This window comes from Bradyrhizobium sp. USDA 4449 (assembly GCF_054056275.1).
This window is the reverse complement of record NZ_JBSRYD010000001.1, coordinates 3,640,289-3,661,460: the sequence shown is the minus strand read 5'-3', so window position 1 is coordinate 3,661,460 and position 21,172 is coordinate 3,640,289. Positions and strand designations below refer to the sequence as shown.

14 protein-coding genes and 3 pseudogenes are annotated in these 21,172 nt (G+C 56.9%); 5 read left to right on the top strand and 12 right to left on the bottom strand.

The window, feature by feature from the left end:
* Window positions 1-522: 522 nt before the first annotated feature.
* A pseudogene (locus ACVIIW_RS17015) lies at window positions 523-885 on the top strand (transposase); the annotation flags it as partial.
* A 986-nt stretch (window positions 886-1,871) separates the two neighbouring features.
* Here the strand turns inward: ACVIIW_RS17015 and ACVIIW_RS17010 are convergent.
* The 5 genes from ACVIIW_RS17010 to bioB all read right to left on the bottom strand — a co-directional run bounded on the left by ACVIIW_RS17010 (window position 1,872) and on the right by bioB (window position 6,390).
* Window positions 1,872-3,137 (bottom strand): adenosylmethionine--8-amino-7-oxononanoate transaminase, encoded by a 1,266-nt coding sequence (locus tag ACVIIW_RS17010; RefSeq protein WP_456701766.1) that lies wholly within the window; start codon window positions 3,135-3,137, stop codon window positions 1,872-1,874.
* Window positions 3,134-3,769 carry a dethiobiotin synthase gene (gene bioD, locus ACVIIW_RS17005; protein WP_456701765.1) on the bottom strand — a complete coding sequence of 212 codons (636 nt, stop codon included), beginning with the start codon at window positions 3,767-3,769 and terminating at the stop codon, window positions 3,134-3,136. The genes ACVIIW_RS17010 and bioD overlap by 4 nt, the downstream gene beginning before the upstream one ends.
* Complete coding sequence (locus ACVIIW_RS17000; protein ID WP_456701764.1) at window positions 3,769-4,920, bottom strand: 8-amino-7-oxononanoate synthase; 1,152 nt, start codon at window positions 4,918-4,920, stop codon at window positions 3,769-3,771. Before ACVIIW_RS17000 ends, bioD begins: the two co-directional genes overlap by 1 nt.
* A gap of 70 nt (window positions 4,921-4,990) precedes the next feature.
* Window positions 4,991-5,344, bottom strand: coding sequence for an aspartate 1-decarboxylase (gene panD, locus ACVIIW_RS16995; protein WP_456701763.1), 354 nt, complete (start codon window positions 5,342-5,344; stop codon window positions 4,991-4,993).
* Complete coding sequence (bioB, locus tag ACVIIW_RS16990) at window positions 5,335-6,390, bottom strand: biotin synthase BioB (RefSeq protein ID WP_456701762.1); 1,056 nt, start codon at window positions 6,388-6,390, stop codon at window positions 5,335-5,337. The genes panD and bioB overlap by 10 nt, the downstream gene beginning before the upstream one ends.
* Before the next feature lie 112 nt (window positions 6,391-6,502).
* On the opposite strand from bioB, the gene ACVIIW_RS16985 reads away from it, so the two are divergent.
* The 4 genes and pseudogenes from ACVIIW_RS16985 to ACVIIW_RS16970 all read left to right on the top strand — a co-directional run bounded on the left by ACVIIW_RS16985 (window position 6,503) and on the right by ACVIIW_RS16970 (window position 9,725).
* On the top strand, window positions 6,503-7,138 hold the full coding sequence (locus ACVIIW_RS16985; RefSeq protein ID WP_456701761.1) for a GntR family transcriptional regulator: 636 nt from the start codon (window positions 6,503-6,505) through the stop codon (window positions 7,136-7,138).
* Window positions 7,139-7,272: 134 nt separating this feature from the next.
* Window positions 7,273-7,590 (top strand): Dabb family protein, encoded by a 318-nt coding sequence (locus ACVIIW_RS16980; RefSeq protein ID WP_456701760.1) that lies wholly within the window; start codon window positions 7,273-7,275, stop codon window positions 7,588-7,590.
* A gap of 137 nt (window positions 7,591-7,727) precedes the next feature.
* Window positions 7,728-9,133 (top strand): annotated as a pseudogene (gene pabB, locus ACVIIW_RS16975) (aminodeoxychorismate synthase component I).
* Window positions 9,130-9,725 (top strand): annotated as a pseudogene (locus ACVIIW_RS16970) (anthranilate synthase component II). The pseudogenes pabB and ACVIIW_RS16970 overlap by 4 nt, the downstream one beginning before the upstream one ends.
* 94 nt (window positions 9,726-9,819) lie before the next feature.
* Here the strand turns inward: ACVIIW_RS16970 and ACVIIW_RS16965 are convergent.
* The 7 genes from ACVIIW_RS16965 to ACVIIW_RS16935 all read right to left on the bottom strand — a co-directional run bounded on the left by ACVIIW_RS16965 (window position 9,820) and on the right by ACVIIW_RS16935 (window position 19,604).
* Window positions 9,820-10,443 carry a hypothetical protein gene (locus ACVIIW_RS16965; protein ID WP_456701759.1) on the bottom strand — a complete coding sequence of 208 codons (624 nt, stop codon included), beginning with the start codon at window positions 10,441-10,443 and terminating at the stop codon, window positions 9,820-9,822.
* Window positions 10,444-11,547: 1,104 nt separating this feature from the next.
* On the bottom strand, window positions 11,548-12,885 hold the full coding sequence (locus ACVIIW_RS16960) for a glutamine synthetase family protein (protein WP_456701758.1): 1,338 nt from the start codon (window positions 12,883-12,885) through the stop codon (window positions 11,548-11,550).
* On the bottom strand, window positions 12,885-14,171 hold the full coding sequence (locus tag ACVIIW_RS16955; RefSeq protein ID WP_456701757.1) for an ATP-grasp domain-containing protein: 1,287 nt from the start codon (window positions 14,169-14,171) through the stop codon (window positions 12,885-12,887). Before ACVIIW_RS16955 ends, ACVIIW_RS16960 begins: the two co-directional genes overlap by 1 nt.
* Complete coding sequence (locus ACVIIW_RS16950; RefSeq protein WP_456701756.1) at window positions 14,168-15,037, bottom strand: EamA family transporter; 870 nt, start codon at window positions 15,035-15,037, stop codon at window positions 14,168-14,170. Before ACVIIW_RS16950 ends, ACVIIW_RS16955 begins: the two co-directional genes overlap by 4 nt.
* 138 nt (window positions 15,038-15,175) lie before the next feature.
* Complete coding sequence (locus ACVIIW_RS16945; RefSeq protein ID WP_456701755.1) at window positions 15,176-15,994, bottom strand: gamma-glutamyl-gamma-aminobutyrate hydrolase family protein; 819 nt, start codon at window positions 15,992-15,994, stop codon at window positions 15,176-15,178.
* On the bottom strand, window positions 15,991-17,049 hold the full coding sequence (gene rtxC, locus ACVIIW_RS16940; RefSeq protein WP_456701754.1) for a dhydrorhizobitoxine desaturase: 1,059 nt from the start codon (window positions 17,047-17,049) through the stop codon (window positions 15,991-15,993). Before rtxC ends, ACVIIW_RS16945 begins: the two co-directional genes overlap by 4 nt.
* Before the next feature lie 32 nt (window positions 17,050-17,081).
* The gene (locus ACVIIW_RS16935; protein WP_456701753.1) at window positions 17,082-19,604 is read right to left on the bottom strand and encodes a 2-aminoethylphosphonate--pyruvate transaminase; all 2,523 of its coding nucleotides are present in this window, start codon (window positions 19,602-19,604) and stop codon (window positions 17,082-17,084) included.
* Between the last annotated feature and the right edge of the window lie 1,568 nt (window positions 19,605-21,172).

Sequence of the window (21,172 nt, the reverse complement as noted above, 5' to 3'; positions counted from 1 at the left end):
TATTTAGTGGCCAGGTTATCTCCGCGATCGTTGGATCGTCGGCCATTCTGGAACTGAGCATGAGTTGTGAGCGGGCTGGCGTCGCCAAAACCTGCGAGATGGGCGCGAGCCCTCTGCAGCGAGTGAGCTAGCAAACCAGGTCGCCGCGGCCTGCTGCTGAAACTGCTGCGATCCGACGCCGAGGCCACGAGCTCAGACAAAGAAAGTGACCGGCTCGTATCACGATTTTTTGAAACGGAACGGGAGTTACATGAATCATCTCGGCAGTAGCCGTCGTCGCACAACGTCTGTGATGACAGACGAACAGCAAGAGCTGGAGTGCTGCAAGCAAGAGATTGCGCGTCTCAGACAGCCGGTCGTACGACTTTCTGAAATTGTTTTACGCCACGTCGTAACAAGCGCGCAAAGCAGTCGGAATGTGCCTGAGTATCTGAGCGAGCCGCCGAAGTGAACTGCCCCCCTTTTCGACCGGACACCGGCGTTAGCCGGAGGAGCTAGGCCTAGTCCTAGAGGCATACGCCTATGTCTGACACGTTTTCGACGATGGAAGTCATCACCGGCGTTGCCCGGCGGCGGCGATTTACGACGGGGCAGAAGCTCTTGCTCGTCAACGAGACGCTGCAACCGGGCATGTCGATCAGCTATGTTGCTGCTCGCCATGGGCTCTCCCCGAGCCTGGTCTTCCGATGGAGACGGCTGATGAGTGAAGGGGGCGAGGAAGCGGTGCCGGCCGACGAGAATGTGGTCGCCGCGTCCGAGGTCCGGCGGCCGGAGGAACGGGTTCGAGACCTCGAACGCTTGCTGGGCCGCAAGACCATGGAGATTGAGATCCTCAAGGAGGCTCTTGATCTTGCACGCGTAAAAAAAACGACCTTGCTGTCGCGACCGCAGGCACCGGAGGATACCCCCGTGAAACGGGGGCTCGACCGGGCCTCGTTGGAGCTACACGCAGCGAAAAACTTCGTCTTCAGGACTATCTCCGCGCCTGGCCCTTAGGGGAACTCGTGAGGCTCCTGCTTTGGCGCCGGCGCACCGAGCAAAGCGACGGGATGGCAGGCCAGGAATGTCCAAAGGTGACAGGCCGCTGCAAGCGCTGCAAGAATCGCGGTCGAATAGATGTCGTCGCGAAGCCGCTTGGATCGGGCCAGCCTGTTGGCTCTGTAGGTCCTGAAGTCGATGATTTTTGCCGATGTTTCTGTCACTTGACCTCCACCCGCTCTAGACGGCCATTCGAATTCTCTGACCAGGGCCGTAACTCAGTCCATTCCTAAGCCGCTCGCCGCCATCGAAGCCATTTCTGATCGGCCTCCCGTCGCGCCTTGAAGCGGTTGACGCATTTCTTGGAGCAAAGGGCCGTTCGCCAGCAGTAATGGCGGATCAGCCCAAACTTTCCGCCGCAGATCGCGCAACATGTGGCTGAGTGATAGAGAGAATTACGCAAGCTAATGTGCATTCTCATCTCCTGTGAGACATTTAGTTGGGAAACCCCACAGCCCCCTGACCACAGCACCGCGCGGAGCAAAGGTCCGCTCGCCCGGCGGGCTGTCCACCCGGTTCTTGCAGCCATCAAGTGACTGAAGTGCGATTGCCTCGCGAAGCAGTACTTTCCGCAGAAAGCCTCGCCAAGAATTCGCTCAAGATAATGGATTTCTCTAATCGTGCTTAGCGCAATTCGCTCGACATTTCGACCAATTGCTGCGCCTTCATCGGTCAGCCCGCAGGATTGCTGCGGCGCTCGGATCAGGACCGCTTAAAGAGCACGAGCCTGCGACCTTGTGTGCGTGCACCCTCGTGGGACACTCAAACGGAAGCAATACGGACACTTTCGCCTTGCAGCTGTCACAGCAGACGATTGCACGGTCAGATGCATCTCACATCAGCAAGTCAGCAGCGTCACGAATGGCAGCATAGATTTCATCGAGGTCGGCCGCCGTAACGCAGTAAGGCGGCATCACGTAGATCGTGTTACCGAGTGGGCGTAACAGCAGATTCCGCGCTTGGAAGAACGCCAGAAGTCTCGGACCGATGTCCGCCAGATAGCCGGCATCGCTCGTGTTGAGTTCTAGCGCTGTCACTGTTCCTGTGCGTCGGACGTTTTCGAATCGTGAATCGGTGCGGAATGGCGCGAGTGCCTGTTCTTGCATCTTGGCCAGGGATGCTAGCCGCAAGCGATATTCCTGATCCCGCCATAGATCCAGATTAGCCTTGGCGGCGGCACAGGCCACTGGATTGGCGGTATATGAGCTCGAATGAAAAAACGTACGCGTGCGGTCTTGCGAATAATGCGCATCGAAAATATCGGCACGACAGAGTGTGACGGCGAGCGGGAGCGCCCCGCCCGTGAGGCCCTTCGAATAGCAGGCAATATCGGGCGTGACATCGGCCTGCTCACACGCAAACAATGTACCCGTCCGGCCCCAGCCGGTCATGACCTCGTCCGCAATGAACAGGACGTCCAAGCCTTCGCAGATCCGCTTCATTTCTCTTAGCACCGAGGGAGAATACATCAGCATTCCGCCTGCGCCCAATATCAGCGGCTCCACGATGAAGGCTGCGGGATGTTCGTTTAGACAAGCGGCTTCAAGCGCATCGAGCGTTGTTTGCTCAAGATCTCTTGTCGGAAATGGAATCGAGGTCACCTCGAACATCAGCGGGCCGTAGGCCGCGTTGAACACGCCTCGGCTACCTACTGACATCGCACCGATCGTGTCGCCATGGTACGAGTGCTGCATCACCACAATTCGGGTTCGCTCTTTTCCGGTATTGCGCCAGTAGCCGAGCGCCATTTTCAGTGCGACCTCGACGCTGGTCGACCCGCTATCGGAGAAGAACACATGCTCGAGCGCCGGGGAGGTGACCTTCAATAGTTCTGTCGCAAGTTGCTCAGCCGGTTCGTGAGTGTATCCGGCGAAGATGACCTGGTTGAGCTTGTCTGCCTGCTCTCGGATCGCGTTCACAATGCATGGATGGCAATGGCCGTGAGTCACGACCCACCAGGAGGAGATTGCATCGATAAGGCGTCGACCATCTTCAGTATAGAGATAAGCCCCCTCTCCCCGCAGCACCTTCGTCATGTCGCACTGTAGAGCATGCTGCGTGAAAGGGTGCCAGATCGGCGACCTCTTGGCCATTTTCATAGGTTCACGAAATCACTGCCAACGAAAGAGTGTTTGAAAGCAGCCTGCAGCCTATCGTCCGTGAGGGGAGCAAGCCACGGGAGCCGTCCCAACCAACGTACCCTCCCGATCTCGCAAATCGCACTTTCAGTTTCGGCGTTTCTCTCGCCGATAAAGGCAATTCCAAGGATTCGAATCTGACGCTTACGCAGAGCCTCTATGGAGAGCAGCGAGTGATTGATCGTGCCCAGTCCCGTCCCTGAGCAAATCACGACAGGAAGCTGCCAGCGCTCGAAGATGTCGATGTAAAGGGTGCGAGCTGTCAGCGGTACCATGAGCCCGCCGGCGCCTTCGATCACAAGTCGCCGCTCGCCGCTGTCAGGCAGTCGAAGCCTCTCTGTATCTATGCGAATGCCGTCGATCTCCGCGGAGTAATGCGGCGACGCAGGCGTCCGAAGTCGGTAGAGCTCCGGGACAATCCGATCGGACGAGAGGCCACCGAGGCGGCGGACGCACTCGGAGTCGGTCTCTTGTTCGAGCCCAGCCTGGACTGGCTTCCAGTAATTCGCGCCTAGAAGGCCGGCGAGCCCTGCGGAAAACACCGTTTTGCCGACGCCGGTGTCCGTACCAGTCACGACGATCCGCTTATTCATCAAACCGAGCCCCTCGTCACATCAACCAGCGCATCGAGCATTGCGCGCACGTCCGCCTCCCCAACATTGAGCGTCAACGCAATTCGCAAGCGGGCGGTGCCCGCAGGAACGGTTGGCGGCCGAATTGCGCGGATATCGAAGCCGCGCTCCTGGAGAGCGGAGGCAAGTCGCATGGCATGATCATTGTTACCTACGATGTACGGCACGATCTGAGAGGTCGATGGTGTACGCAAACCGAGAGAGGTGATGCGCCGATGCGCGAACGCAACGAGTTTGGCCAGCCTTTGCTGCCTCTCCGGCTCTTTCTGCAGGATGCGCAGTGCCTCTCGAACGGCAACGGCGATCAATGGTGATGGCGCGGTGGCAAAAATAAACGGACGGCAGCGGTTAACCATGAAATCGCGCAAGATGCGGGGGGCTGTAACAAGTGCACCCGCCGCACCGAGCGCTTTGCCGCAGGTGTGAACGACGATGAGATTTTCGCGCCCGTCATAAGGGGCCGTGAGCCCTCGTCCCTCATGCCCGTAAGCGCCTGTGGCATGAGCCTCATCCACGATCAGAAATGCGTCTTGGCGATCAGCGATTGCAACCAGCTCCTCAAGTGGAGCGAAGTCGCCATCCATACTGTAGAGACTTTCGGCTACAATCCAGACCCGGCCCGCTCCACCTTTGTTTCGCCAGTCGCGAATTGCATCTTCGGCTGACTGGGGGTCATTGTGCGCGTGAATTCGGTACTCTGCTCGGCCGGCTCGCGCCCCTTCGTGAATACTGGCGTGCACGAGCGAATCGAGAACGAGCAGATCACCGTGTTGCGGCAAGGTTGTTAGGAGGGCAAAATTTGCGATGTAGCCGCCTCCAAAGAAAAGCGCTGCCTCCGCGCCAAAGAACTGAGCCGCTTCGGTTTCGAGTTGTTCGTGCTCCTCGCAATTGCCTCGCAGAAGCCGCGACCCGCCGGCTCCAACCGGAGTTCCTGCCTCGAGCGCGGCGACCATCGCGTTTTTGATGCGCGGGGCACTACCAAGCGCCAGATAGTCGTTCGATGCGAAATCGATCCCTACGCGCGGCTTGAGGCATCGCAGCCGTTTATCTTCGTTCAAGACATTCAACGCTGCGACATACGGACTAAGTCTAGCTGTTTGGATGGACCGCATTCATCATTCCCGAGGAACGCTCAAGCAAGCAAAAGATGCTTTGGAAGAAGGAAGGAAGGGGCCGTTAGGTTCAACTTGGCAGGATGCGATTGTCTTGATCCACACGCACAATGCGTGGCATAAATATCTTTGCTTCGGCCTCATCGAATGAGGCATATGCAACGATAATGATCTTGTCTCCAGGCATCGCCAGTCGGGCGGCCGCACCGTTCAGGCTTATCGTGCCGGACCTCGGCGGCGCCTCAATCACGTAGGTGGCAAAGCGCGCTCCTGTTTCAACATTATAGATTTCGACGCGCTCATTGATCACCATTCCGGCAGCCTCCAGCAGCGAACGATCCATCGAGATCGAGCCTTCATAGTGCAGATCAGCTTCGGTGACTGATGCGCGATGGATTTTTCCCTTCATCAAAGTTATCTGCATTTCTCACCTAGGCTGGATATAGGAGCAACAGACTGCGCGCACTGCGTCCGTCGAGCGAGCCCGGACGTGATGCCGAGCCGACCCAGCAGATCCGCGTCGCGATCAACTTTCGGATTATTGGTGGTCAAGAGGACGTCGCCGATGAAGATCGAATTTGCGCCGGCCAAGAAGCAAAGCGCCTGCAATTCATCGGTCATATATTGCCGCCCAGCGGATAAGCGAACCACACTCCTCGGCATCATGATCCGCGCGGTCGCCACCAGCCGAACCAACGCTATCGGATCGGGAGGCTCCGCGGTGTCTTCCACCGGCACGCCCTCGATCCTGCTCCACAGGTTGATTGGCACGCTTTCGGGATGGTTTGGAAGATTGGCCAACAGCACAAGCATACCTAGGCGGTCCTCCACGCGCTCGCCCATGCCGATAATCCCGCCGGAGCAGATCTTGATGCCGGCATCGCGCACCCGCGCTAGCGTATCGATGCGGTCCTGCAGGCTACGGGTGGTAATTATCTTGCTGTAGAACTCGGGCGATGTGTCGACGTTGTGATTGTAGAAGTCAAGGCCGGCCTCCGCGAGACGTGCGGCCTGCTTCGGCGTCAGCATGCCGAGCGTGACGCACGTTTCCATGCCTAGTTCCTTGACCGCCTTGACCATGTCGCAGACGGAATCAACATCGCTATCTTTTGGCGTGCGCCAGGCCGCCGCCATGCAGAAGCGCGTGGCGCCTGCATCCTTCGCGCACTGCGCGGTCGCAACCACATCCGCGCAACGCATTAGACGAGTGGCTTTCAGGCCGGTCTCGTAATGCGCGCTTTGCGAGCAGTAGCCGCAGTCCTCCGGACAGCCGCCGGTCTTGATGCTGAGCAGGCTCGCAGTTTCAACGTGATTTGGATCAAAATTCTTGCGATGGGCGCACTGCGCCTGAAGCATCAGGTCGGCAAAAGGGAGGTCGTAGAGCGCCTTGGTCTCTTCGACTCTCCAATGACAACGAACCTGCGCATCGATGCCTGTTTCTTTGCGCTGGAGTTCCGCGGCATCATCCATAACCATCCTGCTCAATTGTAGATAATCGCGTCAATTATCTATAGTCATTGCTCTCGAAGAGATGCTAATCGAGCTGCCTCGCAAATGCATCGGTTATTGCGGTAGATAATCTATGATCACTGCTGACAACATGACGACAGTCGCGCGCATCGCGGATTCAATCGCTGAGCGCATTATCAGCGGCGCCTTAGAGCCAGGGACGCCACTTCGCCAGGATCACGTTGCACGAGAATTCAATTCGAGCCACGTCCCCGTGCGCGAAGCCTTTCGGCAGCTGCAGGCACAACATCTTGTTGTCGCTGTGCCACGTCGCGGTGTTCGGGTCGCTCCGCTCGATACCCGTTCAGTGAAAGAGATCGCCGAAATGCGAGCTGCGCTTGAGGTGGTGGCTTTGCGCCATTCGGGGCCAAGGCTCACAACAGGTCATTTGACTCAGATCGAGCTCGCCCTGACCGAAGGAGATAATGCAAAGACGGTCGAGGAGTTTGAGATGGCCAACCGCGCCTTTCACCAAGCCTTGGTCGCGCCGTGCGGAATGCCGCGTCTGCTCGCGAGCCTCGATGGACTGCAGCTTGCCAATTCGAGATTGGTGTTCGCGATGGCGCGATCAGTGGGCTGGCGACCGCGCTCCAATCAAGATCACCGCCTGATCCTGCAAGCCTTGCGAACGCGCAACTTAGATCAAGCCTGTAACCTGCTCACGCGGCACATTCAAACCATTGAGCGCCTTGCCCTTCCGGCGTCCTGAGCAACACTGGCAAATTTCATTACGGATCGCCGACGATCGCAAGCGACGATGATGTGGCAACTGACTAGCCTCATTGCAACGGCCTCTATTCCCATATAGTTATGGTCCAGCTAGCGACATCTCCAGGGATGGCCATGATTCGCCACATCGTCTTCTTCAGCGCCAAGGAAGAGGCGCGCATCGACCAGATCATCGAAGGTCTTTCGCTTCTCACCACGATACCCCATGCGCGCCGGCTTGAGGTTGCCCGCAACCGCAAGACCGATCAGGTCGGCAACGATATCGACATCGTGGTTTATGGTGAGTTCGACAGCGAAATGGAGCTCGCGGCGTACAAAGCGCACGACCTCTACCAACAGTCGATTAAACGGGTCCGACCGCTCCGCGAGCTGCGGTTCGCGGCCGACTATGATGTATCGACAGATGCCCCTTCCACCTCCACGGCAGGATGATCCAGGTGCTGTCGCAGCAAAAAACACTGTCAGGTTAGCCTGGTAGTGGACCTCAAGTTTCGGCCCATAGCAGAGAAGCCTCATTCTCATCGGGTCGGCCAACCGAGGGAACGGCACTTTCACGACGTCAGCCACCGGTGACCGACAACCCGATGTACGTTCGCGAGTTGCAGTGGATTGAACCCGTCACAGCGATGCGACGTCTCGGGCATCGATCGCAACTCACGTTTCTCGATAGCGCAGCAAGGCGCGAGCTGCTCGGGCGCTACTCATATCTAAGGTGCGATCCGTTCAGCACCTACACCGTCGCAAACGGCCAAGCCAGTTGGAACGGACTATCTCTTAAGGCCGATCCATGGAAGGTCCTTCGCGTTCTACTCGCGAAGTACCCGCAAGAGCATCGTCCCGAACTCCCGCCCTTCCAGGGAGGAGCGGCAGGCTACCTTGCCTACGACATGAACAGGACATTGGAGCGATTGTCTGCGCCGACAATTGCCGGTCTGGGCTTGCCCAATCCATCCTGCATTTCTATGACCTTGTCATCAGCTTCGACCACCGGGCTAATAAATGTTGGATCGTCTCGACCGGATAGCCGGAGCAAAATCGCGCGGGACGGAGCGAACGAGCGCGTCGTCGAGCCAACGAGTTTGCAGCACTGCTTGCCGGTCGAAAGCCGCCTCAGAATGGTAGTCCTATGAGAGCGGGCGCGTGGCGCTCGAACTTCAGCCGCGAGGGCTACATTGCGGCGGTACAACGCCTGATTGACTTGTTGGCGGGTGACGTGTTCCAGACGAATATTGCGCAGGGTTTCGGCACCCGGTTGTCGACCCCATTTGATCCGCTCGCCTTCTATTGCCAACTACGAGTATTGAATCCGGCGCCGTTTGCCGCCCTGCTACGATGGGGAAAGCTGACCATCGCATCAAGTTCGCCGGAACGATTCCTGAAACTTGACGGGCGACAAGTCGAGACACGCCCCATCAAGGGCACGATCGCGCGTTCGCCGGATTCGAAGGAAGACCACCGCCGTGCGTCTGTTCTCCTCGCTTCCGAGAAGGATCGCGCCGAGAACACGATGATTGTCGATCTTTTGCGAAACGATCTGTCGCGCGTTTGCACTGCGCATTCGGTACAGGTTCCGGCTCTGTGCAATCTCGAGTCTTATGCCTCGGTGCACCACCTCGTGTCGATCGTTACGGGGGAACTTGCCGGAGAGGAAGACGCCGTTAGCCTGCTCCGGGCTTGCTTTCCCGGCGGGTCCATTACAGGAGCGCCAAAGCTACGGTCGATGGAAATTATTACAGAAATCGAGCGCATAGCGCGAGAGGTCTATTGCGGGGCAATCGGCTTCATCGGCTTCAACGGGCACATGGACACAAGTGTTGCGATCCGCACTGTCACGATCGACGGCGACCTGGCTGTGTTTCATGCGGGCGGCGGTATAACGGCCATGTCGGAGCCCCAGGCCGAATACGAGGAAACGCTCGCTAAAGCAGAGCGAATCTTTGATGCATTTCATTTTCAACCATCTGGTGGATTTTGATTGCCATCATCGATAGTTACGACTCCTTCGTCTTCAACATTGCCCGCTATTTCCACAAGCTCAGTGAAGCAACGGAAGTGATCCGAAACGACGCTATCAGCATCAGCGAGCTCGTTCGTCTCGATCCGCGCGCGGTGGTCATATCGCCCGGCCCCTGCACCCCAACCGAGGCGGGAATATCACAGCAGTGGTCCGGGAGCTTTCTGGACGCGTACCAATTCTGGGCGTTTGCCTTGGACATCAGTGTATTGCGAGCGTTTTTGGAGGACGGGTGGCGCGAGCGCATCGGCCCATGCACGGTCGGCGCTCATACGTCGCGCATGACGGCCGAGGGTTATTCAGGGGGCTGCCAACCCCGCTTGAAGTCGGTCGCTACCATTCTCTTGTCGTCGAGTTTGATCAATCACGTGCGCAGAACCTCATAGTGACCGCGCGTTCGGAGGAAGGCGAGATCATGGCCCTCACGCACGGTTATCATCCCACCTATGGCGTCCAGTTCCATCCCGAGTCGATCCTTACCCCACAGGGCCACGTCCTGCTTATGGACTTCTTGCGACTCACAGAGAACTTCCGAAAGCAGGCCAAGCAATGAAAGGCTCGGCCTACCGATCAAGATGGTGGACCGTTACTTTCCGACGGGGTTGGAAGGCCAGCGTTATACGACAGGCATTTTGTGGTAATCAGCGCTATTCCGTGCTCGGCTCCGCGGTCAGCGGCGCGCCTCCGACAGAGACTGCACCTTGCGGTTTTGATGGCCGGACGTCTCTCTTGGCCGGCTTGGATGTGGTGCGCACGGGCGGCGGAGAAGCAGCAGGAGCAGGTGAAACGACAGGCGCCGGCTTCTGCAGCTCGTGGATTCTTTGGGTCAGGGCTTCGATCTGGCCCGAGATCCGCTTTAGCTCGGCTTGCTGAGCATCGAGGTTGCGATTGAGCTCGACAATTTCATCGGCTGTCTTCTGCTGCCCCGATTGGATCCCTAAAAGGACGTCCTTATCCTCAGGTGACAAGTCGCGAGTGGGAGCCACGATTCCGTGCGCCGGTGGCGCCTCGGCAAACGTCTCGATATCAGTCCAATAGTAGGCTCCTCCTGCGCCAAAAACGAGCAAGACGGCTACAAGAGCAAAACTCCAACGAAAGCCTTTCGATGGTCTCTGCAAGACCGGTGGCAACTCCGATGCTTGGGATTGATCCGTCACAGCCTTACCCGCTCTGTTCATTTCGATATGCTTTGGTGGTTCTCGTTGCCGCGACAAAAGACGATGGTCAAGAGCTGCCGCGCGCCGTAACAGCCGCCGCAACGTTCTCAGCAATGTTGTCTCCCGCATCGGAGTTTTTGCTTTGCGAGCTACTTTCGACGATCCCGGGCACGCGGAACCAGAGGCGAATCAAACCGCACGCGTCTTTTCGCTGGCTGATCATGCCATGTTGGCATACCCAAGATTTCAGAAGGGCACACATGTTCGACGTCTGCCCAAACGATAGACATCACTGCTCGTCGTATCGGCTCGACCATCTGTCTTAGGCCGTTCGGCGAATGGCCAATAAAGACGGTACGCCTGGCGAGCGTCGGCCCGGAGATCAGGTCGGCCGTTCAGAAACACGAGCACAACATGCGTAACGGAACGATTCGAAGACGTGGATCCCTATGGAAACCTGAGCAGATCATGTCGATCGCCGGGCCTCCATTACAGCCATAGCAGCGTCCTGTCCGGCTGCGCACCGCCTTTGCGAGAGGCCTCGCAGAAATCCCAGCGCGTCGACTGTCGAGCGCGGGATCTAAATGAAAGCAAGTGCGAGCAGGCTGGAGCAAAGCAGCGCAACGCCAGCGGCGGTGAGCGCCAACAGGCTACCGGACATAATGTCATGATTACGCATCAACCGTCCTCCACAGCTCGCGGAGGCAGCAGCGCGGGCTGTCTTGCGGTGTTAAAGTCCCCCTAAATTACTACTCGAATTCGCTGCACCATTCCTGCGGCCTCCTTGCAAAAACGCATTTTTTAGGCGGAATGATCGCCCCGATAGCCAACCTCCGGCAAGAACAGTCGGTTATTAGCTTTTGGCTGCGAATACGCTGGGATCCATGGGATGCGAAAGGCCTCCCCTTCTCCAAGGCACCAGATGTGAGCCGCTTCATAATTGCGATAGATTAACTTGAGTAATAATGCATGCGCAGTCTTCTGATTCTCCTCGTGGCGTTTACGATCATCTTGACCGCACGCAGCCAGCACCAGAATGGCTTCGACCCACGTCAGAGGGCGCCCATGCCTCCCGTCAATGTGCCGTAACGCAAGCATCTTGCTCCGAATGACTTGACGCGCTTTATCAATATCGGGACGCAATTAGTGACACCGCTCATGCCCACGATCTGCGCCGCCGCCTTGGTAGGCAATGCACCTTCCGCCGAAGGGCTCAAGCTAAATGATCTCGAAGTATCTCCGACGTTCAAAGTCGGTGACCCGATGTTGCACGACCTCCCACTCCCAACGGCGCGAGCAAGAAAACATTTCAACAAACCTTTCTCCGAACACATCACTGGCCGCTGCAGATTGGGCAAAGCGATCAGTTGCCTCTGATAGGCTTTGAGGCAGTCTCGCGCACGGAAGGCACATCTCCACGCCTGCTTCACCGACGATCGAAGCCGGCAGTGACGATCCTGTCTCGACGCCCAATATGCCGGAACCAATCGCAGCCGCGAGCGCGAGATATGGGTTCATGTCTGCGCCAGGCAGCCTATACTCCAGCCGATGGGCTGATGGCTCTCCGGGAATGGAGCGAACCGCGCAGGAGCGGTTGTCAACTCCCCAGCTTGGATAGATTGGCGCCCAGCAGCCAGGAACCAATCTTTTGTAGCTATTGAAGTTTGGCGCCGCGAGCACGCAGAACTCATTCATGTAGTCTAGTTGTCCGGCGATGAATTTCTTCATCAGCTTCGAGACGTTACCGGACGCATCACTGTCATAAAACGCATTTCGGCCATCCGAGGACATGGAGATGTGAATATGGCCGGACTGGCCGGGCCATTGCTCGGAAACCTTGGCCATGAATGTAGCCATCATCCCTCGGGTTTGCGCCCAGCCTTTTATCATCGACTTGAATATGGTTGCCCGATCGGCAGCTTCCAGCGCATCACAATGACGAATTGACGCTTCAACCACGCCAGGTCCCGTCTCAAAGTGTAGTCCGCTGAGAGGTATTCTAGCTTTTTCACAAAGCGCTAAGATCTCATCGAACAGCTCATGGTGCGCGACAGATCGCGCAATCGAGTAGCCGAACGGGCCGCGCGTTAAAGGCGCCCACTCCCCGAAGGGCTTTTCTTCAATCGTGTCTGCGTTCTCCTTAAACAGCATAAACTCAAACTCGAACCCGACAGTGCAGTCGTATCCGTGGTCAGAAGCCCTGCGCAGGACCCTACGCAGAACTCCGCGCGGGCAGATGTTCTCATGCGCGCCCGTGAATTCCGCGAGGTAGAGATATTGATCGCTGAGATGAGACACCGAACGGCCGGTGCCTGACAGAATACGCAGGTCAGCATCTCCGAACGCTGATAGCGGATTCTGCGTGAAACTAGCCGAAATGAGCCGGTCTTCACAATCCCACGCCAGCACCGCTTCAGAGAACTTGATAACTTTATCTCCACCCTTGAAATCTTCACCTAAGAGGTGTTTGCCTCGCAGAACGCCATCGAAGTCGCTCACGCCGACCATCGCCGCGCGGGCTGGATTCGCTCTAGTCAACCTGGCATCAGTCGGCATTAGTCGCGATCCTGCATCACTAAGTCGAATACCTGATCCATCCGCATTGCTCGTAACTTTCGATAGTCATCCTCAAGCTGAATCAATTCGCTATTCACCAGATAAACGATGCCCGGCGTCGAAGCCAAGTCAGTGGTTGGAACTAGCTGCCCACCAATCGGAACGAATGCAATGGCATCCGCGTAGCTCGGGAGCTTGCGTATCATTTCGAGGCCCGGATGACCTGTAACGACACCGCTCCTGTCCGAGATCAGCGAGACGCATAGCGCATGCGACTTCCGCTTGTAGGGCCCCCGTAGCCTCATGTACTCACGAAAGCCCTTAGGATCTGCGTAGCGCCAGGCCGTTAGCGTCATATGGTTATGCCCCAGCGCCATCGTTCGCGCCTTTGCCGACATAGTCCCTTGAAGTCTCGCCCCGAAGTCCACCAGAACCGGCCCTCGATGATCGACAATGATCTCGGCGTGAGCCGGCCCTTCGACAATTTGAAGCGCCTGCAACGCACGCTCCAGGTACTCGGCCAACTCATGAACGATTGGTTCGCCGCCCTCCAACAATCTCTCCAGTGAGCAAACCGACGACGCTCCCTCGATAGGCACAGTGTCATACGTCCAGGCCTCCGTAACGAAGGCTTCACCGCCAATCGAGATGGCGTTTACGGTATATTGCTGTCCATTTATTTTTTCTTGCGCGAGGGCAAAATGATTAAAAGCGCCGACACGATTTGTCTTCCCGATGATTGTGCTTAGCGCCCGCTGAATATCAGCATCCGTCGAGCAGAAGAACACGTCCTCCGTGCCCGTACTGTTCAGGGGCTTGATCACGATCTCATCGAACTTCGCTTCTAGCTTCCAGCTTGCGATCTCTGCCGCATTGTCGGAGACAACTTGTCTGATCGATCGCACACCAGCATAGGTCAACGCGCAGGACAATCGCGCTTTGTCGCGCCTAGCAGCCGATAGTGCGGTGCCATTGGAAGGCAATCCAAGCCGTTCCGACAAAGAATCGGCCAGTTCAACCCCGGTCTCGCAGCCCGCGATAACGAACTCTAATTCCCGACCATGGAGAGCCTGAAGATGATATTCAACGATGTCGTCAAACCCCATGCGCTCGCTGGGGCGAACGACTTCTTCGTATAGATTCGCATCGAAGTGCGATTCAAATATGGGTGGAATCCGGGCCGCCGACATCGCATGCAATGTTCCGATGCCATATCGTTTGAATTCTTCCGGTAAGTATCGGCCGGTAGAGTATGCGTCCACGACGACGCATTTCCGTTCTTTCATACGGATCTCCTATATTGCAAGTAGATGTTGGTGACAGCGATAGCCGTTATGAGGACGTTACCAACGAACGTATGTGATGAGGGCACGATGCGAGCATCGAAGTACTGGAACAGGAAGGTGATGACGGGGGCCGTTGACAGGACCATGTTGACCGTGAAGGGCTCTACCCGGCGGATGCCCTGCTGGATCAAGAGCAAAGGTAAGACGATCGTCGACAGGCCAATTGTAGCAATCGCCAACCAATGCTGTGCAATTTCGGGTCCGACGGATGAATGGTCCACCAGTCCCAGCAGCAAGAGAATCGTTCCATAGAACCGATGAGCCAGCACTTGTCGGCCCGAAAAACCCCGGTCGAACAGTAATTTCACGAGTATATTTGTGATGGCGATCGATAGGCCGGCCACGATGGCCAAGACAATGCCAAAGGATGAGCGAGCTCCCCACTCCACACCCGCGTTGCCGCTGGCTGAGATCCAAATCATGTAACTTCCGATCGCTGCGATCGCAGCACTGACGACTATCTCGGATGCTGGAGGAGAACCCCGGCGCCTGATCACTGCGTTTAGCCAGATTGTTGCGGCCGGTCCCAGCGCGACCATGAACGAAACAACGATCGCAGGCTCGACGTATTTCAATCCGATGAATAGGCCCACCCAACTGATTGCTGTCACGACATTGAGTACGATGAAGGCTAAAACCGATCGACTTCCTACTCTTGCTTCGCCTCCCTCGTGGCGGGCCAAGAAGTTGAACGTCAGACAAACCACCGCGAATGACAGCAGGAGCGCAACAAACGCATCTCCTTGCTGAAAATAGGATGCAGCATAAACCTCGCCTGCCGCGCTCAGAACGACATAAAGGGCCACAAAGAGCACTCCTAACGCGAAGCCGCTCGTCGAGCGTTCACCATTTTGGAGCCTGTGGCGTGAGACGCGGCCGGTTCTCGATGACTGGCTTTTCGGCTCACTGGGGCCACGGTTCATTTGCATTATCGCGCTCTGCCTCTAGCCCTTCTTACTCCTGCAGTACCCAACACACGCCTCCCCAAATGCTTTGAACAATTGCTTGCTAAGGAGGTCGGTCGAGACGTGCCATTCTGGGTGCCATTGAACACCGATCTGCAGCGTCGGAGCGCCAATCACCGAAGCTGCTTCGACGAGACCGTCAGGCGACCACGCCTCCCGCCTCAGCGCTGGGGCAAGCGCCTCGATGCCCTGATTGTGCAGCGAGTTGACCTGCGCCTCCATTGTCCGCGCGACAGGAAAGAGTACGCCATCCGACGATATGCTGACGCTATGCGCGGCATCGTACTGGCGGTCTCTGGGACGATCTGGCTTCTCGGCGTGCATAGCGCCGCTTTCTGGCCTCCAAACTGCGAGCGATGGGCGGAGCGTGCCGCCAAAATAGACGTTGAGTTCCTGAAGCCCACGGCAGATACCCAGAATCGGCATTCCGAACGCGATGGCACTCTTTATGCTCAAGGCAGAAAGCCGATCCCGTGGACGGTCCAGGACTCCAGGCTCGACGTCCTGCCGATCAGCATCTGTAAATGACGCAGGCGCTGTAAGGACGGCCGGGTCGATGTTTGATTCATCACCCGTCAACACCAGGCCGTCGACCCGACCCATGATGGCCATGGCGACCTCCTCGCTAGCATCCTCCGGATCGAGGGTCGGCAGTATGATGCAAGCAACTCCCGCATGACGATGGAGTGCATGCACGTACTTGCGACGTAACCAGTCGCGATGCACATCCTCGACCAGAAGACGGTTCGATGTGACGGCGACAACGGCTCGGGCGCGCTCGGACTGCTGCAACCTCACGCGAGCTGACCTCCCGTGCGAACGCCGGCAATAGACTGCTCATACAACCGTCTATTCCGCTCTTTCAACTGAGCTATGACGCTAGGTTGACCTTGAGGTCCCTTGACAAAGAGTCCGCCCCAAGTCGCAGCGACCTTCGCGTAGTTCGGATCCTGCATCCGGATTTTCTGCGCTTTGCGCAAGAGCCAAAACGGGATACCCGGTGAAAGGTGGTGCTCCAGGTGGTACTCATCCAGATTCTGCCCGAGGATGGCTCGCTCGAGAAAGCTCCCTTTCCGGTTTCTGGTGAGATAGACGTTCTGCGTCTCAGTTTCGCACATCGGTGAGTGCTCTGCGAGTTCGATGAACCAGCCGAGGACCTGAAATGTGGTGAGATAGGGCACAATCCAGAACAAAACGACGACATGGAGTAGCCCAAGCAGATATGAGCCGACGAGGATGCTGATCCAGAAGAGATAGAAGCAATACCTGTCGACAAGTATGGCTGTCCGGCTCTGATCCCCGGCATCTTCGATAGAAAAACGATTGGTCCAAAGGTACTTCAGATAGGCCAATGTCGCGCCGCCAAAGATCGGCTTCCAGATGATGTTGAACGCGTATCGCTCCGGAGGCTGCACGTCATAAACGCCGCTGGCCAGGAAGAACTTCAGATCAGGGTCCTTGTCGGGATCGCCGAGATACGGATGATGCAGGTAGACATGCGAGATCCGATAGGCCCAGTGGCGCTGGAACAAGGGATAGGAGGCGAACAGAATGCCGAGCATATAATTCCAAGTGGTGTTCTTCGCGAGCGTGCGGTGAGCTGCATCGTGCGCAATGGTGGTCAAACCGCGCTGATAGGCGCCGATCAGAAGAACGGCCAGCGGGTACAGCCACCACGAGACGGAGACGGTCGCGAGCGTGCACGCTGCGATGACAGCATAATCTTTCGCGATGTACGCCGCTCCCGTGATATTGTCGGGTCTTAGCTCCGAGAGCTGCTTATTGACCTCACGACTGAATTGAACGGCTTCAAACCGTGATGACCTCAGTTTCCAAGCGTCTGCCTGATTCATGAGAACCTCTTTTCTGATCGCCTTGCAGGTTGTCAGATTGCGGAAAGCGCCTTGTCCAGATCGCGCAGGATGTCGTTAACATCTTCGATGCCGACACAAAGTCGGATAGATCCGCCAAATATGCCGGCTGCTTCGCGCTTTTCTCGGGGGACAGTGGTGTGAGTCGTAGAGACAGGATGGGTTACGAGTGTACGGGCGTCTCCCACGTTCGAAACGTGATACATCAATTCAACGTTCTGGATGAACTTGCGCCCAGCCTGTTCATCCTCAACTTCGAACATGACCATCGCACCGTATCCGTATGCGGTGTTGAGTGTCTGCTCGACGATTTCCCGATCGGCGCCTTCAAAGAGCCCCGGGTAGTAGACGCGACGCACTTTAGGGTGCTGCTTGAGAGCACCGGCGACGATGCTGGCATTCGCGCAGTGCTGCTTCATGCGAAGAGGCAACGTCTCAAGTCCTTGGATGAGCTGAAAACTCGCAAACGGGGCGATGGCCGCGCCGGTATCGCGCAGCCAGGTCATGCGAGCCTTGAGGAGGAATTCACTCTTTCCGAGATCGCCGACATCTCGCACAGCGTTATGCCAGACAATTCCCCCGTGCGCTTCGTCGGGACGGTTAAACAATGGAAAGCGGGACGCTCCCCGGTAGCTGAACCCACCGTTATCAACGATCAGCCCGCCAAGCGTCGTGCCATGGCCCGATATATATTTCGTCGCGGAATACGTCGTAATAGCCGCGCCGAGATCTGCGGGCCGGCAGGCCAGAGGTGTGGTCGTGTTGTCAACGACCAGTGGCACTCCGTACCTTCGGCCGATCTCCGCCAACTGCTTGACCGGGAGCGGAATCAGACAGGGATTCGAAATCACCTCTCCAAATAGGCATATTGTGCGGTCATCAATCGCGCGCTCGAACGTCTCGGGCCTCCGAGGATCTGCCGTCCTGACGCTAATTCCGAGCCGCTTTAGTGTGTTATGGAGCAGATTCCACGTATTGCCGTATAGGTACGGTGACGCGACGATATTGTCGCCCACTTCGCCACTTGAGAGGTTCACGATGGCAAGGAACGTCGCCGCTTGCCCTGACGCAACGGCGAGCGAGTCCCTTCCCATGTCGACAGCGGCATAGCGCTTCTCCAGCGCGCGGGTCGTCGGATTGATGATCCTCGTATAAGTGAATCCATCGGCCTTGACGTTATAGACGTCGGCGATGTGGCTTAAATCGCCATCGAGCTCATAAGCTGTATTCTGGTAAATCGGCACTGCGACAGCTTTCGTCACGGGGTCGCGTCGATAGCCCGCATGAAGAACGGCAGTCTCGGCAGGAAGACACGGCTGCCGGTCTCCAGCCGCTCGAGCGGGTACCTTTACACGAGCCCCTGCTACTTGCCCCGGCACTGGCCTTTCTGACCGGGCCTGACCGGACCGAAAATAGGTACGAAAAGCGCACCCCAACTGCTCAATCCAGCTGGGTTGGATCTCCCCGATGCAACCGACGCGAAAGCTGCGTGTCGCAAGATGCAGCTTCGAGTAGACGTAGAGATTGTGGGCCGCCAGGTGGCGATAAAGTCCATCGAAGCTTGCCTGGTCGACAATTCCGGGCGGCGCACTGAAAGCAACGCAGACCGGCGACTGCAAGTCCGGAGACAGCAGCGGAGACGCAACGCCTTCGAGTTCTTTGACAATATCGTCTCTAACCTTTTCATACCTAAGGCGCCTCGCATCGGTGCCCTCCTCGTGCAAAATCTTCAAGGCCATTGCAGTGGCCTGAACGATGTGGGTAGGAGGGGTCGACCGCCACTCACCGGTGCGCTCGAGCGAGAGCCACTGATCTCTCACATCGAGCACAAACGACCTCTGTTCTTGAACCGCATTCTCCAGCAGTTGGCGCGAGGTGACGACAAACGCCACCCCCGGCGGGCCTTCTATGCACTTGTTGCTCGATGTGACCAATACGTCGGGTCCTCGATTGCTCAGGTCGATGTTGAGGGCGCCAAAAGAACTCATCGCATCGATGATCGTCTTTACGCCACGTCGCTTTGCCTCCTCCACTAACTCTTGCAAGGGATTGACGATGCCGGTCGTTGTCTCGCAATGGACGAAACATAGGTGCGTAACGTCAGGATGCTTGGTTAGATACTCACCGATTTCTCGAGGGTCCAAAGGGTCCGTCGCTCGCTTGACGAGCTTCAGCGCTTCGACGCCCCACAGCCGCAAAATTTGCAAAATGCGCTCGCCATAGATTCCGTTTATGCAAACAAGCGGCTTATGGACACGGGACACGAATGAAGAGAGAGCCGCCTCCATTGCAAAGGAGCCGCCTCCCTGAATAGGCACTACCGAATAATCCTCAGCACTTCGCAATAGGCTGAGCATCAGCCGCCTCATGCTGGCGGTCACCTCCTTGAACTCGTCATCGCGGGATGCGAGGTCAAGCTGCATCTGGCTCCTCACCGCCAGCGATAACGACAATGGACCAGGCGTCAGCAAAGAGCGCTGTCTTGTCAAACCGTTCTCCTCAAGTTGTGTTCTTCGTTGGATTTGGAGTACGCCCATCCCACCAGAGGCCTCTCTGTGGCACGCCGCATTCCTCGGTAAACAGCTCGAATGAAGCGCCATAGATCGACGCAACACTTGCCGTCGACTTCAGCCGCCGGCAAGATGACAAGCCAATTTTTCATCCCAGATGCAAAGCGATCCTTCACAAAGCTTTCGTCGAACCCATTCAGATTTCTGATGGCTCGAGTCTTGATGCAACGGGGCTCTGTCGCTGTTTGAGGATTTCGGACACTGCTGACGGTCATTGTCATTTTTAGATCGTACAACTTGACGTTAGGGGCGTTTCAACCCTCTCCAACGATCTTCTCGCGCATTTTTTTCTGACTGCACTCCCGTCCTACGCAGAGGCGAGCGGAGGTTCGCAGCGAGCTAGAAATTTTGAGAGTTCGGCCCTCACGACTCCCCCTGGCAGTAAAAAACCTCCAGCAATCCAGTATCGCCTGTCTTGCTTCCGCGTTGACTGCTGTACCTTCTGCACTGAACTGCCGGAGAGCCTGAAACAGAGATATTGCTTTCGCAAAAGAACCGCCTTGGCAGCACCTCTCGGCGCTCTACTCCGCTTTACGGCGCGTAACGTCTCATCAGTCGATCCATGCTGCGTCAAGCTCGCTGTGTTTTCGGCTGGCACAAAGCGCGGCTTCCTAGGTGAGTAGCGAGTACCATCACCGACGCAAGCACCTAGCGTGAGGCGTGTGTCCTGTGAACCTCACTTCCGAGCCGCTGTGCTGGCGTTGTCGCCTCTGAAGCACCTGCTCGATCGTACAAGCTTCCATTGATGGCGCTGTCAATCCGCCGGCAATGCATGTTGCTTGGGATCGCGCGCTCGGCTCTCCCGTCCGGTCGATAACGCCGACCTTGGCCGATGCGGCGTCTCGAAGAGCTGTTCTCGCCCCGGTCGTTCCTGGTCTAGGGCGGTGATCGTGATGCTGATAGTTGAGGAACGTTAGGTCAATTGCACGCGCGCGCACCGGTTGATGCGGAGGAGGATGGGCATCGCCCCGGAGAGCAAGGCGGAACAAGACGAGGCCAACGCCGGGCAAGATCTTCCCTATTTCTTGTGCAACATGATGATCGACCAGCCGAACCAACTATGGTCGGCGCACATAACGTATTCCCATCGGCCGCGCTGCTTTACCTTTGTGACATGATCGATTGAGAGCCGTGCGGTCTTGACGTGGCGGCTCTGGAGGCGGCGGCGAAGTATGGCACTCCGAAGATCCTCAACATGGATCAGGTCAGCGAATTCACTAGTGCGACCTTCACTGGCGCGTTGACGAACGTGGGATCAAGATCTCCATGGAGGTCACGCTCCTTAAATTGGCAACATCGGCGGCAGTAGCGGTCGCTTAAGCAAAAGGGCATCTATTTCAAGGAAAAACGCGATAACTATTACGCACAGCCGGCATCCCCTTTGTGCGACCCACTAGCATCTATTCATGAGAAGACTTGAAGACGTGGCAAGCATATCGAATTCCGCCGCGCTCCCCGTGATCCGTCATGGGTGCTCAGATCGTGCGGCCAACGACATTGGTCAAATTAATGAGCTTGTTTGATTGCAAGCACTC

What these genes read in the sequence shown, in the direction of transcription:
- ACVIIW_RS16985 (WP_456701761.1), top strand. Translation starts at nt 6,503, where the DNA reads ATGATCACTGCTGACAACATGACGACAGTCGCGCGCATCGCGGATTCA.
- ACVIIW_RS17000 (WP_456701764.1), bottom strand. Translation starts at nt 4,920, where the DNA reads ATGCGGTCCATCCAAACAGCTAGACTTAGTCCGTATGTCGCAGCGTTG.
- ACVIIW_RS16955 (WP_456701757.1), bottom strand. Translation starts at nt 14,171, where the DNA reads ATGAAAGAACGGAAATGCGTCGTCGTGGACGCATACTCTACCGGCCGA.
- ACVIIW_RS16980 (WP_456701760.1), top strand. Translation starts at nt 7,273, where the DNA reads ATGATTCGCCACATCGTCTTCTTCAGCGCCAAGGAAGAGGCGCGCATC.
- bioD (WP_456701765.1), bottom strand. Translation starts at nt 3,769, where the DNA reads ATGAATAAGCGGATCGTCGTGACTGGTACGGACACCGGCGTCGGCAAA.
- bioB (WP_456701762.1), bottom strand. Translation starts at nt 6,390, where the DNA reads ATGGATGATGCCGCGGAACTCCAGCGCAAAGAAACAGGCATCGATGCG.
- ACVIIW_RS16960 (WP_456701758.1), bottom strand. Translation starts at nt 12,885, where the DNA reads ATGCCGACTGATGCCAGGTTGACTAGAGCGAATCCAGCCCGCGCGGCG.
- ACVIIW_RS17010 (WP_456701766.1), bottom strand. Translation starts at nt 3,137, where the DNA reads ATGAAAATGGCCAAGAGGTCGCCGATCTGGCACCCTTTCACGCAGCAT.
- rtxC (WP_456701754.1), bottom strand. Translation starts at nt 17,049, where the DNA reads ATGAATCAGGCAGACGCTTGGAAACTGAGGTCATCACGGTTTGAAGCC.
- ACVIIW_RS16935 (WP_456701753.1), bottom strand. Translation starts at nt 19,604, where the DNA reads ATGGGCGTACTCCAAATCCAACGAAGAACACAACTTGAGGAGAACGGT.
- panD (WP_456701763.1), bottom strand. Translation starts at nt 5,344, where the DNA reads ATGCAGATAACTTTGATGAAGGGAAAAATCCATCGCGCATCAGTCACC.